The 13573-nt window shown below is 70.8% G+C and carries 13 protein-coding genes and 1 pseudogene; 6 read left to right on the top strand and 8 right to left on the bottom strand.

Annotation, left to right across the window (positions count from 1 at the left end; genetic code table 11):
* Positions 1 to 5 precede the first annotated feature (5 nt).
* From C3V38_RS05495 to C3V38_RS05485, 3 genes are all read right to left on the bottom strand, one after another.
* Entirely contained in the window at positions 6 to 1001 is a 996-nt protein-coding gene (locus C3V38_RS05495; protein ID WP_061228143.1) for a diiron oxygenase, read from the bottom strand.
* Between the two features lie 165 nt (positions 1002 to 1166).
* On the bottom strand, positions 1167 to 1820 hold the full coding sequence (locus tag C3V38_RS05490) for a TetR/AcrR family transcriptional regulator (RefSeq protein WP_106385233.1): 654 nt from the start codon (positions 1818 to 1820) through the stop codon (positions 1167 to 1169).
* Positions 1817 to 2845 (bottom strand): AraC family transcriptional regulator, encoded by a 1029-nt coding sequence (locus C3V38_RS05485; protein ID WP_106385232.1) that lies wholly within the window; start codon positions 2843 to 2845, stop codon positions 1817 to 1819. The genes C3V38_RS05490 and C3V38_RS05485 overlap by 4 nt, the downstream gene beginning before the upstream one ends.
* A gap of 90 nt (positions 2846 to 2935) precedes the next feature.
* On the opposite strand from C3V38_RS05485, the gene C3V38_RS05480 reads away from it, so the two are divergent.
* Together C3V38_RS05480 and C3V38_RS05475 are read left to right on the top strand one after the other, a co-directional pair.
* Positions 2936 to 4501, top strand: a complete 1566-nt coding sequence (locus C3V38_RS05480; protein WP_106385231.1) for an NAD(P)/FAD-dependent oxidoreductase — start codon at positions 2936 to 2938, stop codon at positions 4499 to 4501.
* Positions 4498 to 5331: an SDR family NAD(P)-dependent oxidoreductase gene (locus C3V38_RS05475; protein WP_239550657.1), complete on the top strand. Its 834-nt coding sequence runs from the start codon at positions 4498 to 4500 to the stop codon at positions 5329 to 5331. The genes C3V38_RS05480 and C3V38_RS05475 overlap by 4 nt, the downstream gene beginning before the upstream one ends.
* Before the next feature lie 85 nt (positions 5332 to 5416).
* On the opposite strand, the gene C3V38_RS05470 is transcribed toward C3V38_RS05475, so the two are convergent.
* The 3 genes from C3V38_RS05470 to C3V38_RS05460 are packed head-to-tail and all read right to left on the bottom strand — an operon-like array spanning position 5417 to position 9164.
* Positions 5417 to 6484: an ABC transporter ATP-binding protein gene (locus tag C3V38_RS05470; RefSeq protein ID WP_070720365.1), complete on the bottom strand. Its 1068-nt coding sequence runs from the start codon at positions 6482 to 6484 to the stop codon at positions 5417 to 5419.
* Positions 6477 to 8105, bottom strand: coding sequence for an iron ABC transporter permease (locus C3V38_RS05465; protein ID WP_106385230.1), 1629 nt, complete (start codon positions 8103 to 8105; stop codon positions 6477 to 6479). Before C3V38_RS05465 ends, C3V38_RS05470 begins: the two co-directional genes overlap by 8 nt.
* On the bottom strand, positions 8106 to 9164 hold the full coding sequence (locus C3V38_RS05460; protein ID WP_165001145.1) for an ABC transporter substrate-binding protein: 1059 nt from the start codon (positions 9162 to 9164) through the stop codon (positions 8106 to 8108). It lies immediately after the preceding gene.
* A gap of 151 nt (positions 9165 to 9315) precedes the next feature.
* Here C3V38_RS05460 and C3V38_RS05455 point away from each other — a divergent pair, with 151 nt between their 5' ends.
* Positions 9316 to 9780 (top strand): SRPBCC family protein, encoded by a 465-nt coding sequence (locus C3V38_RS05455; protein ID WP_106385228.1) that lies wholly within the window; start codon positions 9316 to 9318, stop codon positions 9778 to 9780.
* 169 nt (positions 9781 to 9949) lie between these two features.
* On the opposite strand, the gene C3V38_RS05450 is transcribed toward C3V38_RS05455, so the two are convergent.
* Entirely contained in the window at positions 9950 to 10159 is a 210-nt protein-coding gene (locus C3V38_RS05450; protein ID WP_007628932.1) for a DUF2945 domain-containing protein, read from the bottom strand.
* Positions 10160 to 10445: 286 nt separating this feature from the next.
* On the opposite strand from C3V38_RS05450, the gene C3V38_RS05445 reads away from it, so the two are divergent.
* Positions 10446 to 10787, top strand: a complete 342-nt coding sequence (locus C3V38_RS05445; protein ID WP_106385227.1) for a transglycosylase family protein — start codon at positions 10446 to 10448, stop codon at positions 10785 to 10787.
* A 172-nt stretch (positions 10788 to 10959) separates the two neighbouring features.
* Positions 10960 to 12345, top strand: a complete 1386-nt coding sequence (locus tag C3V38_RS05440) for an MFS transporter (RefSeq protein ID WP_106385226.1) — start codon at positions 10960 to 10962, stop codon at positions 12343 to 12345.
* On the opposite strand, the pseudogene C3V38_RS05435 reads toward C3V38_RS05440, so the two are convergent.
* Positions 12312 to 12915 (bottom strand): annotated as a pseudogene (locus tag C3V38_RS05435) (dihydrofolate reductase family protein). The gene C3V38_RS05440 and the pseudogene C3V38_RS05435 sit on opposite strands and share 34 nt — an antisense overlap.
* Before the next feature lie 148 nt (positions 12916 to 13063).
* Here C3V38_RS05435 and C3V38_RS05430 point away from each other — a divergent pair.
* A complete protein-coding gene (locus tag C3V38_RS05430; protein ID WP_061916176.1) occupies positions 13064 to 13558 on the top strand; it encodes a glutathione peroxidase in 495 nt (164 codons plus the stop codon).
* The last annotated feature ends 15 nt before the right edge of the window (positions 13559 to 13573 follow it).

The raw sequence follows: 13573 nt of genomic DNA, 5'->3' as shown, positions 1-13573 counted from the left end.
TGTGGTCAGTCGCGGAACGCCACGGGTGGTTCGCCCCGGTACCGCGAGGGTCGTCCGTCGATCTTCAGGGCCTTCCACAGCCGGCGGGACGTCCGGTTCATCAGTCCAGACTCCTCGGCCAGCATCCGGACGTCACCGAAGAGGTCGGACAGGAACCGCCGCGACTCGGGGTTGTCCCAGTAGAGTTCGCGGACCACCTCGTCGGGGATGTCGAAGGTCTCCCGGAACTCGCGGGTCGGCTTGAGGATCGCGTCGCACAGCACCCGCATGATCACCGGGAACGCCAGGGAGACGAGGTACGCGTCCCGGCGGGACAGCTTGGGGGCGTTGCGCGCGACGTAGGTGTGCGCGAACGAGATGTGGCGCGCCTCCTCGGCGATGTGGATCTCCATGATCCGCGACAGCACCGGCGGCAGCGAGTCCGAGTTGCGCAGGACCTGCTTCTGCGTGTGGTCGATCGGCTCCTCGCCGGCCAGTACGGCGATGAAGAAGGCGACCGGGAAGCGACCGGCGGCCAGCGGGAGGAGCGGTGAGAGTCGCCGCAGCCAGCGCGGCATGCCAGGGACGTCCGCCCCGATCTGGTTGACGCCCTGCTGGAACATCTGCGTGTGGTGGCATTCCTCGGTGGCCTCGTGGGTGAGGTACCGGAATTCCGCGGAGCCGTTCTCGGCCGTGAAGACGTACTGCATGATCCCGCGGATGAGGATGTTCTCGAACTGCAGGCCCACCTTCATGATGTTGGCCTGACGCCACAGCCCGATCTCGATCTGCTTCTCCAGCGGCTGGGACTTGTACCAGGGGTGACCGCCGAGCGGATCGAGCCCGGCGGGCAGGACCCAGCGCTCGTCCGTGGGGTCCACGGAGAAGTCAGGGTGGTCCCAGGCGATGTCCTTGAACGGGTCGAAGCTGCGGTGCACGGAGGCGTGCGACAGGCGGCGGAGCGTGTCCTCGTACTCGTCTGTGCTCGTCGTGGGGGCGGGTGCGGGTGCGGCTGCGGACATGATCTTCCTTCCGGTCACCGACCCGGCGGGTCGGGAGGCGTGGAATCCAGCGGATGAGACAGAGAGACATCCGCGATCTATTTGTCCCTGACGCTAGACACAGGCCGTCGATTCGTCAAGCAGTCATGGGGGGATTGTCAGCTCTGCCGGCGCGCACCGCGCGGGTCAGCGCTGCGGGTGCGCACCGAGGAGGGGGCCGAGGTGGTTCCGGGCGAAGCCCCGCGCGACGGTGGGGTCGTCGAGGTCGATGGTCGTCGACGGCGTGAGGACGAAGGAGACGACCAGTCGGGCGGTCAGTTCGGCCACGACCAGCACCTCTTCGTCGCTGCGCGGCTCGGGGGCGGCGCGGCTGATCTCCGCGGCGAGGAAGTGAGCGGCGGCGGTGATGAGCGGCGCGCCCTGGACGGTGAAGTGGGGGACCGTCGCCTCGGGCTCGGTCTCGAGGAGGCGGTTGAGCAGGTCATGGTCGCGGAGCGTCTGCACCGTGAACGCGAAGCCCTCGGTGAGTTTGTCCTCGATGGATTCGTGCGCGTCGAGTTCCTTCTGCAGGTCCGCGAGGAACCACGACGCCTCGCGCAGCAGCGTCGCCTCGACGAGTTCCTGCTTGTTGGCGAACCTGCGGTACAGGGTCATCCGCGCCAGGCCCGCCCGCCGGGTGATGTCGTTCATCGTCGACCGGGCGATCCCGACACTCTCGAACTGCGCGGCGGCCGCGTCGAGGAGCTGTTCGCGGATCGGGTCGTCGACCTCGACGGCGTCCGGCAGTCCGCGTCCGGAACGGAGCATCGCCAGGGGGTCGGACGACGGGTTCTCGCTCATGGGGTCGATTGTCCCACCCCGCCGTAGCCGTGCCGGACCTCGCGCGCGGTCATGCCCCACCACCGGCGCGCGTACTGGCTGAAAGTGGTCGCGTCGCCGAGGTCGAGGGCCGAGGCGATCTGGTACAGCGGGATCTCCGTGGTGGTGAGCAGCCGCGCGGCGACCTCACGACGGACCTCGTCGCGGACCGCGGAGAAGCTCGTGCCCTCGCCCGCCAGGCCGCGCTGCAGCGAGCGGGGTGACATGGACAGCAGCCCGGCGATCCGCGCCAGGGACGAGGCGCCGGCGTCGAGGGACTGCTGGAGCGCCGCGCGGGTCCGGTCGGTCAGGCTCCGGCGGTCGGTGGGCACGTGCTGCTCGAGGTACCGCAGCGCCAGCTGTTGCACGGCGTCGTCGCCGCCCGAGATCTCCCGGCCCAGAAGGTCGGACGGCACGCGCAGGACGGCGGACGGGGTCGACGGCGTGACCGGCGCGCCGAAGAGCGCCTTGTACTGTGCGGCATCGGTGTTGAGCGGGCCCGGTAGCTCGACGGAGAGCAGCCCGTAGTCGCCGCCGAGCACGGTGCGCATGGCCCGGTGCAGGAAGAGCAGCACGAGGTCGACGGCCTGGGGCGGGATGAGCTGGGCGGGGTCCCGGTAGCCGAACCGCACGCCCACCACGTCCGGCTCACCGCGCGAATCGGGGACGACGGTGATCTCTATCGACCTCGAGTGGAAGAACAGGTACTTGGAGGTCATCTCGAGCGCCGCGGTGGTGGTGCGCGCGTTCTTCACGACCATCGCGACGGGTCCGAGCATGTCGAGGTCCTGGTGTTCGGCCACTCGTAGCCCGAGGTCGGGGCATTGGAGTTCGGCGGCCGCGGTCTCCAGCAGGAGTGCGATCGCCAGGTCCTCGACCAGCATCTCGTCGCTGTCCAGGGCGCCGTGGGGCAGGCCGGATCGCCGCGCGAGGTCGTCGGCGTCGCCGCCGAGCCCGGCCACGACGGCGCGGACGCCCCGCAGTCCTGCGGATCGGATGAACGCCATGGGAGCACTCTGGGCGACGTGGCGCGAAAGAGCAACTTGTTGGCGCATTACGGAAACCATCGGTCACCGCGCGCGGTTACGGTTCGGGTCATGACTGGTAGCACCCACCTCTCGGACGGGCCGGGCACCGAGCCCGCCGACCCGCTGGACCTGCTCATCGTCGGGGCGGGGATGTCGGGCATAGACCTGGCCCACCACGTCCACCGCGCCTTCCCGGACTGGCGCTGGGAGATCCACGACGTCCACGACGACCTCGGCGGGACCTGGCACACCTTCCGCTACCCGGGCATCCGCTCGGACTCGGACATGGCGACCTTCGGCTTCCCCTTCCGGCCCTGGCCCCACGACTCGACGCTCGGAAACGGCGAGGACATCAAGGAGTACATCCGCGACACCGCCCGCGAGGCCGGCGCGCTCGACCGTCTCCACCTGGGCTCCTGGGTCGCGGACGCCGACTGGCGGAGCGACGTGCAGCTACACCGGGTGACCTGCCGGAATGCCGACGGCGAGCGAGTCGTGTGGGCCCGCCGCGTGCACTTCGGCTCCGGCTACTACTCGCACTCCGAGGGTTTCCGCCCGGAGTTCCCCGGCGAGGAGGACTTCCGAGGGCAGATCATCCACCCGCAGCAGTGGCCGGAGGACCTCGACTACGCCGGCCGACGGTTCGTGGTGATCGGCTCGGGCGCGACCGCCGTGACGCTGGTGCCAGCGCTGGCGGAGCTCGGCGCTGACGTGACGATGCTGCAGCGCACCCCGAGCTACATCGGCCCGCTGCCGGAGAAAGACGTCATCAGCGCGGTGTGGAGGCGGTTGCTGCCGGCGCCGTGGGACCACCGGGTGGCGCGGCTCAACCACGGCGCGCGCGACACCGCCCAGTTCGTGATCGCGCAGCGCCTGCCGTGGTTGTTCAAGGCGGCGCTGCGGGCGATGCAGCGACGCTACCTGCCGGCGGAGGAGATCGACCGGCATTTCACGCCGCCGTACCGGCCGTGGGACCAGCGCGTGTGCAAGGCCCCGGACGGTGACATCTTCCGCGTCATGCGCCGTGGCGCCGCGCGGGTGGTGACCGGGCACATCGACCGGTTCACCGAGAGCGGCATCCGCCTCACCACGGGCGAGCACGTCGACGCGGACGTCATCATCACCGCGACGGGCCTGCAGCTGCAGGTCTTCGGGGGCGGCACGCTGAGCATCGACGGCGAGCCGCTCGACGTCCCGTCGCTGGCCACGTACCGCGGCATGATGCTGGCGGGCGTGCCCAACGTCAGTTTCACGGTGGGCTACATCAACTCGTCGTGGACCCTGCGCGCGGACCTGGTCTCGCGCTACATGGTCCGCCTGTGGGGGTCCGGCGAGGAGGTCTACGCGCCGCGACTGCCCGACGGCCCGGCCGATCAACTCCTGCTGGACTTCGACGCCGGCTACATCCGGCGTGACGGTCACCTGTTCCCCAAGCAGGGCGCCTCGCGGCCGTGGCGCTACGTGCAGAACTTCCTGGTCGAGATCCCCGAGCTCGCCTTCGGTGACCAGCGCCGGGAGATGGCGTTCGGTCAGGACGTGGTCCTGACCGGCGCCCGCCGCGCGCCGGGCGCCGGTGGTGTCGCCGTGCGTGAGGTGACCGAGATGAGCGACGACGACGAGGTGGCGCGATCATGACCCGTTTCCTTCCGCGCCGGAGCGCCGGACGGTCCGGGCGGGCCGCCTCCGACGGTCCGGGCAGGCGCGTGCTCATCACCGGGGCGGCCTCGGGGCTGGGCCTGGCGCTGGCCCGGGAGTATCTGGAGCTCGGCGACGAGGTGATCCTCACCGACGTCCACGCCGATCCGCCCGCGGCGGTACGGGGGCTGCCCGGGCGGTGGTCGTACCGCCGTCTGGACGTCACGTCCGACGCCGACTGGGCGGCCGCCGCCGAGGACGTCGACTCACTGGACATCTTCGTCAACAACGCCGGAATCGCGGTCGGCGGGTCCCTGGATACCACGTCCATGGAGTCGTGGCGGCGGATCGTGGACATCAACCTGCTCGGCGTCGTGCGGGGTTGTCGCGCGCTCGCGCCGAAGCTCGGACGCGGCGGCCGGCTGGTCATCACCGCCTCGGCGGCGGGTCTGGTCCATGCGCCCAAGATGGGGGCCTACAACGCGACCAAGGCCGCCGCGGTCGCGCTGGGGGAGACCCTCGACGCCGAGCTGCGGCCGCGCGGGGTCTCCACGTCGGTGATCTGCCCGCTGTTCTTCCGGTCGGGTCTGGCGGAGTCGCTCTCCGGCGACGACCCGAAGGCGGACGAGATGGCGAGGAGGCTGCTCACGAGGACGCCGCTGACGTCGGAGATCATCGCGCGACGGTCGGTGCGCGGCGTCGAGGCCCGCCGGGTGGTCGTCACGCCCGACGCCCTGGCCACTATTTTCTGGTACTCGAAGCGCTTCTTCCGCGTGCCGTTCCTCGGCTCGACGCGCATTATCGGCCGGGTGGTGGCGCGCACGGGCTGATGAACCCCTCCGGCAGGCGCCAGCTCGCCCGGCGGTGGCTAGAGAGGCGGGTGCGGGCGCGGCGGTGGCCCCGCCCGCGCCCCGGTCAGTCCCGCGGGTAGACGAAGCCGCGCCGGACGTCGACGCCCACGGCTTCGCCGACCCGGCCGGGCGCCGCGGTCCCGGCGGGGGTGAGAATCCTCAGCTCGGTGTCGCCGCGGCGGCAGATGACGGTTCTCCCGCTACGACCGTAGAGGGAGGTGATGAACTCGGCGCCGATGCGACCCTCCGCCACGTCGGGGGTGGCGAGGTCGAGTCCGCCGGGGAGCAGGGCGAGGGTGGCGGGACCCGTCACCGTGCCGGCGGGCCCGGTGAGGACGTCGGCACCGATCGTGATGCCCCCGTCGTCGGAGCGGAAGCCGTCGCCGTCGACCGTCCCGTCGACGAGAGTGGCGTCGTGCAGGAACCCGGCGACGAAGGCGCTGTTCGGCGCGGCGTCCAACCGGTCGGGCACGTCGCACTGCACGAGTCTTCCCCGGTGCAGGACGGCGACCTCGTCGCCGAGGGCGAGGGCCTCGCCCCGATCGTGGGTGACGTGGACCATCGTGAGGCCGTGTTCGGCGGCGAGCCGGCGCAGGACCAGGCGGAGTGAGGCGCGCAGCGGCTCGTCGAGCGCGGAGAGGGCCTCGTCAAGTAGCAGGACGCCCGGTCGCGCGACGATGGCCCGGGCGAGCGAGACCCGCTGACGCTGTCCACCGGACAGGGTGTCGGGCCGGCGCCGGGCGAGTTCGCCCAACTCGACGGTCTCGAGCGCCTCGGCGACGAGCGCGCGTCGGCGTGCGGCCGGCACCTTCGCACGGCGCAGCGGGTAGGCGACGTTGTCCGCCACGCTGAGGTGGGGCCACACGGCGTGGTGCTGGAAGACCATGCCGAGCCCGCGTTCCTCGGGCGGGAGGTGTATCCCGTCGCCGACGAGGGTGCGGTCGCCGACCCGGATCGTGCCCGCCGAGGGGCGTTCGAACCCGGCGACGGCGCGGAGGAAGGTGGACTTGCCGGAACCGGACGGGCCCACGAGGGCGAGGATCCGCCCGGAGTCCACGTGGACATCGAGGTTCTCGAGGGCGACGGTCTCGCCGAAGCGGACGCTGACGCCGCGGGCGTCGAGTTCAGGCACGGATCCTCCCGGATGCGGCGTCGGACCCGGTGCCGGGTCGGGTGTAGCGGGCGCCGAAGGCGGCCAGGACGAGCAGGCCCACCGCCATGAGCACCACGGACAGGGCGGAGGAGGCGTTGTAGTCCCCGGCCCGCTGGTACTGGAAGATCACCACGCCGAGCGTCTGTGTGCCCGGGGCGACCAGCAGGACGGAGAGCGTGAGTTCCCGCACCGCGGTCACGGCGACCATGACCGAGCCGATCCCGGCGGCGGGTAGGGCCATGCGCACGCTCGTGTCGATCCGCGAACGCAGCGCGGTCGCCCCGCCGATCCGGGCGGCCTCCTCCATCGACGAGTGGATACCCGCCAGTGGGCCGCGGACGGTCTGGACCACGATCGCGGTGAAGGCGGTGACGTACGCGCCGAGGATGACCCAGCGGGTGTTGAACAGTCCGGTGTAGCGGCCGAGGATGAGCCACCCCGTGGCGATGACGAGGCCGGGGACGGCCTGCGGCAGCAGGACGGACATGAGGAGCGGTTCGCGGTCGCGTCCGGCCAGGCGGGTGGTGAACAGTCCGACGAGCAGTCCGAGGACGCCGCAGATGAGCGCCGCTCCGAGCGCGAGGACGACGGAGTTGGTGACGCCGTCGATCGTGGTGGAGGCGGTCAGCGCCCGCCGGAAGTTGTCCAGGGTCGCGGTCTCCAGGGTGAGGGGCACGCCCGGTGCGGGGAGGAGGGCCCGGACCGCCAGGCCGACGAGCGGGGCGAGGGTGACCAGGACGCTGACGGTCCACGCGACCACCGCCAGGGGCAGCCGGGATCGGCCGAGGGACTGGGGCGCGGCGGGCCGTCCGGTGCCGCCGAACTCGACTGACCCCTTGGTGACCTGCCGGTCGAGCAGCGTTCCGAGGACACCGATGAGCAGCAGCACCACTCCGATCTGGGAGACGGTCTGCAGCGGTGAGGCCGCGGATCCGGATTCGAGGAACCGGTAGACCATCGTCGACAGCGTCTCGTACCCGGCGGGCAGACCCACGATCACGGGGATGCCGAAGTCACCGATCCCGCTGACGAAGGTCAGGGTGAACGCCGCAGCCATGGCGGGCCGGATGAGGGGCAGGGTGACGTCGAGGTGGGTGCGCGTCGGGCGGGCACCGGAGAGGCGGGAGGCCTCCTCGAGCTCTGCGGGGATCCGTCGGAGCGCTGCCGCGACGACGAAGTACGCCATGGGGTAGGCGTGCAGGGTGAGCAGGAAGACGACGCCCGGCCCGCCGTAGAAGTTCCACGGTGCGAACCCGAACAGTCGGTCGAGGAGCCCGCCGTCGGTGAGCAGTCCGCTCCACGCGATGGCCCCGATGAAGGGCGGGATGAACAGCGGGGTGAGCAGCAGCAGGCGCAGCGCTCCGCGGCCCGGCAGGTCGGTGCGGTCGAGCAGGAACGCCATCAGCGTGCCGATGATGACGGCCCCCACCGCCGAGAGCAGGGAGCTGACGAGGCTGTTGGCGGTGGCCGTGAGCAGGCCCTGGTCGATGAGCTCGGGGAGGTGGTTGGCTCCCAGCCCCAGCGAGACGACCAGGGCCAGGGGCAGCACCATGACGCCCGCGAGGGACGCCCACAGGGCCAGCCTGAGGGGGAGCGTCACCTACCTGACGGCCTCGTTGAAGGTGGCCACGGCGTCGTCGCGGGAGGCGGCGATCGCCTCGAGGTCCTGGTCGAAGAGGGCGATGTCGGCCAGTGCGGGGGCGCCCTCGGGGCTTCCGGCGTCCTCGCGCACGGGGAGGTAGCTCTGGTCGACGGCGATCTCCTGGCCCTTCTTGGAGACGAGGAAGTCGAGGAAGAGCTTGGCGGCCTCGGGGTTGGGCGCGTCGGCGAACACGGCACCGGGCTGGGTGATGTAGGGGACGCCCTCATCGGGATAGCTCACGGCGATGGGCGAGCCCTGGGCGGCGAGGTCGCGGACGAGGTAGTCCACCACGATCCCGACCGGGCGGGAACCCTCGGCGACGGCCTGCGAGACGGGACCGTTGGACTCGGCGACCTGCGGGTTGTTGGCGCCGAGCTGCTCGATCCACTCCTCGCCCAGGTCCGGCTGCAGGCTCCACGCCGCGGCGTTGAAGGCGGCGGCGCCGGAGACGTCCGGGTTGGGCAGGATGATCCGGTCGGCGTACTCGGGCTCGGTGAGCTCGGCCCACGAGGTCGGCGGCTCGGTGATCTCGGTGGTGTTGTAGGCGATCACGGTGGGGATGATGCGGGTGCCGACGTAGAAGCCGTCGGGGTCGATCGCCACGTCGGACAGGGCGTCGGCCTCGCTGGGCTCGAACTCCTGGAAGAGGTTCTGGTCCTTGTAGTCCTCGAAGGTGGGCACGTCGGCGGCGAGCAGGATGTCCGCGGCGACCGCGCCGGTGGACCTCTCGGCCTCGATGCGCGCCTTGAGGTCGCCGGTGCCGGCGCGGAAGACCTTCACCTCGATGTCGGGCTGCTCCTCGTTGAACGCGGCGATGATCTCGTCGATCTTGGCCTGCGGCTCCGAGGTGTAGAGGGTCACCTCGCCGGACGCCTCCGAGGACGCGGCGCCCTCACCGGATTCCGGGGCCGCGGGCTCGGAACACCCCGCGAGCCCGAGCGCTCCGGCGGCGAAGACCGCCACCGACGCCAGTACCGCCCGACGACCAACAGACCGCGACACGCGACCACTTCCCATCTGCACCATGAAACGGACACTCCATCCTGGCACCCTCGTCGGTCCGGCTCGGGAGTACGGGGTGAACCCACGGTGAATTCGGCGCCGAAGGCCGGCCGGATGAGAACCGTGACCGGATGCGAACCGGCGCCTCGGCGGGCACGGTGGAGTCATGACTGATTCCAACGCCATCACCGTCGAGCGCGTGATCGACCACTCGGCGGCTGAGATCTTCGAATTCCTGTCCAACCCGGAGAACCACGTCCGCCTGGACGGCTCGGGCTTCGTGCGCGGCGACTACAAGACCGACCGCATCCAGCAGGTCGGTGACGTGTTCGCCATGGACATGGAGGGCGAGCACATGGGCGGCGAGTACCGCACCGAGAACCACGTCACCGGTTACGCCAAGGACAAGCTGCTGGCCTGGCAGACCGCGCCCGCGGGCACCGAGCCCAAGGGCTGGGAGTGGGTCTGGGAGCTCGAGGCCCAGGGCCCGGATTCCACGCTGGTCCGCCACACCTACGACTGGTCCAAGGTCACCGACAAGGACCTGCTCAAGAAGGTGTCGTTCCCGCTGGTGTCGGAGAAGCAGCTCGAGGACTCGCTGGGCAACCTCGCCGCGGCCGTCGCCGGCTGAGCGAGCCGCCCACCCCGGCTCGCCCCCCTGCCCGACCAACGATCCGCCCCTCGGATCTCGATCCGCCCCCGGAACCCCGGGGGCGGATCGCATTCGGAGGGGCGGATCGCCGCGCCTGCCCCCGCCGCGCAACTATCGGACCCCGTCTTCGCCTCCGGCTCCGCCCGCCCTAGTCGATCTTCTTCAGCGCCGAGCCCTTGTGCATGGCCATGTGGCCGGTCTTGTCGCTCTCGATCTCGTACTGCGGCTCGTCCTTGCTGCACCTCCGCATGCGCCCCTTGAACTCGACGTCCTCGGTGTGGACATCGCGGATCACTCCGCGCACCATCCCGGCCTCGGAGTTCCACTCGACATGGTCGCCCTTCTTGAAGTCGCTCATGACGCCAGTATGGGGGCCGGACGACGACAAGGTGAGCCATCTCACGCACTCGATCCCGCCCGCCGTCGGATCTGCCGGACCTGCGCCGTGACCTGCACGCCCGCACGTCAGCGGTCGTCCCGTGCACCGGTCGGCCGGGCCCCGGATCCCGCTCCGGGGGTTGCGGGGCCCCTCCCGCCTCTTCGTAGTGTCGGCGGCCGTCCGACAAACGACGTCGAAGCAGACAAACCAGAAGCAGACGAACCAGTCGAAGAGCACGACGCGAGACTCCAGGAGGTCACGAGGGATGCAGAAGAAGCTTGTCCGAACCCTGACGGGTGCGATGATGGCCGGCGGCATCGCCGCGGCCGGTGCGTCACTGGCCACGCCCGCGGCGAACGCGGCCCCCGCGAGCGCCTGGGACCAGGTCGCTCAGTGCGAGTCCGGCGGCAACTGGCAGATCAACACCGGAAACGGCTACTACGGCGGGTTGCAGTTCGCGGCCCAGACGTGGAGCGGGTACGGCGGTGGCGAGTACGCCGCTACGGCCGACCAGGCCACGCGTGAACAACAGATCGACATCGGCGAGCGGGTGCTCGCGGGTCAGGGCGCGGGCGCCTGGCCGAACTGCGGTGGGCCGCTCGCCTGATCCGAGCGCCGCACATGAATATGCGCATGACCGGCGCCGGGGCGATCCTCCGGCGCCGGTCTTCCGTCTAGCCGGGGCGATCCTCCGGCGCCGGTCTGACGTCTCTCCGCCGGCGGCCTGTTCGGGCGGGTGGCGGAGTGGGAGACGGCGGAGGCGGCTAGTCTTTTGAACGGTGACCACCGCCGATCGTGTCTACTCCCGTCTCGTCACCCGGTCCGACGACGCGGAACACGAACTCCCCGAGCCCGTCCGACGCGACCTTCCGCGCAACGGCCTGCGCCTCGTCGCCGCCAACACACTGCAGTCGTCGGGGGACCAGACCGTCAACGCCTCCACGGTGCTGACGTGGCTGTTCCACGTCCTCGGGGTGCCCGCGGCGCTCGTGGGCCTGCTGGTGCCGATCCGCGAGTCCGGGTCGATGCTGCCGCAGGCGTTCCTCACGCCGCTCGTGGTGCGGGTGCGCCGCCGGAAGTGGGTCTTCGTCACCGGCGCGGCCGTGCAGGCGGTGTCGGTGGCGGTGATGGCCGCGATCGCCGCGCTCGGACACGGGACGGCGGCGGGCGTCGGGATCCTGGCCGCGCTCGTGGTGTTCTCGCTGGGCCGGTGTCTGTGTTCGATCGCGTCGAAGGACGTGCAGGGCCGCACCATCCCGTCTGGGGAGCGCGGGCAGATCGTCGGTCTGGCGACGTCGGCGGCCGGGCTGGTCGCCATCACCCTCGGCGTGCTCATCCGGATGCTGGGCGGCGAGGATCTCGACCACACCGCGCTGGCGATCCTGCTGGCCGTGGGCGCGCTGCTGTGGGCGCTGTCGGCGTCGGTGTACTCGCGGGTGCGCGAGCCGGCCGGCGAGGCCCGCGACGCCGACGAACCGGAATCCGTGGCGGAGGCCCCCGCGTCCGACGAGTCGTCGCCCTCCTGGTTCGCGGACGCGGCGCGGCTCTTCCGCGAGGACGCCACGTTCCGGAAGTTCATCTCCGTGCGCGGTCTGCTGCTGGTGTCGTCGCTGAGCCCGCCGTTCATCGTGACGATGTCGATCGCCTCCGGAACGGGCGCGCTGGCCGGACTCGGCGGCTTCATCCTCGCCTCCGGCGTGGCGTCGCTGATCGGCGGGCGCATCTTCGGCCGGATGGCCGACCGGTCTTCTCGTCTGCTCATGGCGGGCGCGGCGACGGCGGCGTCGATCGTGGCGGTGGCCCTGGTGCTGATCGAGTCGATCCCGGGCTTCGACGGCGGTTCACTGCTCGGCGCCGCGGTGTTCGTCGGCGCGTACTTCCTGCTCACGCTGCTGCACTCGGGCGTCCGCGTGGGCCGCAAGACCTACGTGGTCGACGTGGCGGAGGGCGACACCCGCACCGCGTACGTCGCGGTCGGCAACACGATGATGGGCGTCATCCTGCTCGTGGTGGGAGGCGTCAGCTCGGCGCTGGCGGCGGTGAGCGTGGACTGGGCGCTGGTGTTCCTGGCGGTGCTCGGCCTCATCGGGGCGGCGTCGGCGGTCTCGATGCCCGAGGTCTCCCGCGGCGCTCAGGCCTCGGGGTCGAACCCGACCACGTCGTAGATGAGCTTCTGCACGCCGTTGCCGTAGGCCTCGCTCTCGACCAGCTCGAGCTTCTGCCGCGGCTTGTCGATGTCACTCCACATGCGTTTGCCGGCGCCGAGGATCCACGGGAACACCAACAGGTGGTAGCGGTCGATGAGGCCCGCGTCGGACAGGTTCCGGGCCAGCGTCGCCGATCCGTGCACGAGGATCGGCGCGCCCTCCGCCTGCTTCAGGGCCGCCACCTCGTCGAGGTCGCGCAAGATCGTCGTCGTCCCCCATCCCTCCACCAGGTCGCCCTCGGCGAGGGTCGTCGACACGACGTACGTCGACACGACGTACTTCGGCATGGCGTTGTACTTCGGGAACTCGTCGACCATCTGCGGCCACACGGCGGAGAACGCCTGGTAGCTGACGCGGCCGAGCAGCATCGAGCCGGCCTCGTCCTGCTCGCGGGCCTTGAGGCCGTACGCCTCCTCGAGGAAGTCCACCGCGAACGTCCAGCCGGTGTTGCGGTACCCGGGCTCGCCGCCGGGGGGCCTCGACCACGCCGTCGAGCGAGACGAACGCGGTGTAGATCAGCTGGCTCACGGCGGCCTCCTCACACGGGTGTGCCAGAGTACGCCCGCACGTGCGGCCTGGGAACAGTGACAATGGCAGCGGCGGGTGTCACCGCGGTGCCGCCGGTCCCGTATGACAGCGGCGTGTACGACGACGAGTACGACGACGAGGAGTTCTCATGCCCGACGACCAGACCACCCTCGCGGACTTCGAAGCCAGCCTGCTGGACGGGAGCGAGAAGGACCTGTCCGACTACCTGGGGCAGGTCGTCCTGGTGGTCAACACCGCGAGCAAGTGCGGGTTCACGCCGCAGTACAAGGGGCTGCAGGCGCTCTTCGAGGAGTTCCGCGACCGCGGCTTCGTGGTACTGGGGTTCCCGTGTGACCAGTTCGCGCACCAGGAGCCGGGCACGGACGAGGAGATCGGCGCGTTCTGCGAGCGCAACTTCGGCGTGGAGTTCCCGCTGTTCTCCAAGATCGAGGTCAACGGGTCGGGCGCGCACCCGCTCTACGACTGGCTGAAGTCCGAGAAGTCCGGTGTGTTGGGCGGGCGGATCAAGTGGAACTTCACCAAGTTCCTCGTTGGCCGAACCGGTCGGGTGATCGACCGGTTCGGGCCCGCCCGCAAGCCCGAGGACCTGCGAGACGCCGTAGCCGACGCACTGCGGGGGTGAACGGAGCGGTGCGCG

Source organism: Dietzia sp. oral taxon 368 (assembly GCF_002999155.1).
Lineage (GTDB): Bacteria > Actinomycetota > Actinomycetes > Mycobacteriales > Mycobacteriaceae > Dietzia > Dietzia cinnamea.
Note: the sequence above shows the minus strand (reverse complement) of the source record. Positions and strands in the feature narration are given on the sequence as shown.

What these genes read in the sequence shown, in the direction of transcription:
- C3V38_RS05495 (WP_061228143.1), bottom strand. Translation starts at nt 1,001, where the DNA reads ATGTCCGCAGCCGCACCCGCACCCGCCCCCACGACGAGCACAGACGAG.
- C3V38_RS05490 (WP_106385233.1), bottom strand. Translation starts at nt 1,820, where the DNA reads ATGAGCGAGAACCCGTCGTCCGACCCCCTGGCGATGCTCCGTTCCGGA.
- C3V38_RS05485 (WP_106385232.1), bottom strand. Translation starts at nt 2,845, where the DNA reads ATGGCGTTCATCCGATCCGCAGGACTGCGGGGCGTCCGCGCCGTCGTG.
- C3V38_RS05480 (WP_106385231.1), top strand. Translation starts at nt 2,936, where the DNA reads ATGACTGGTAGCACCCACCTCTCGGACGGGCCGGGCACCGAGCCCGCC.
- C3V38_RS05475 (WP_239550657.1), top strand. Translation starts at nt 4,498, where the DNA reads ATGACCCGTTTCCTTCCGCGCCGGAGCGCCGGACGGTCCGGGCGGGCC.
- C3V38_RS05460 (WP_165001145.1), bottom strand. Translation starts at nt 9,164, where the DNA reads ATGGGAAGTGGTCGCGTGTCGCGGTCTGTTGGTCGTCGGGCGGTACTG.
- C3V38_RS05455 (WP_106385228.1), top strand. Translation starts at nt 9,316, where the DNA reads ATGACTGATTCCAACGCCATCACCGTCGAGCGCGTGATCGACCACTCG.
- C3V38_RS05450 (WP_007628932.1), bottom strand. Translation starts at nt 10,159, where the DNA reads ATGAGCGACTTCAAGAAGGGCGACCATGTCGAGTGGAACTCCGAGGCC.
- C3V38_RS05445 (WP_106385227.1), top strand. Translation starts at nt 10,446, where the DNA reads ATGCAGAAGAAGCTTGTCCGAACCCTGACGGGTGCGATGATGGCCGGC.
- C3V38_RS05430 (WP_061916176.1), top strand. Translation starts at nt 13,064, where the DNA reads ATGCCCGACGACCAGACCACCCTCGCGGACTTCGAAGCCAGCCTGCTG.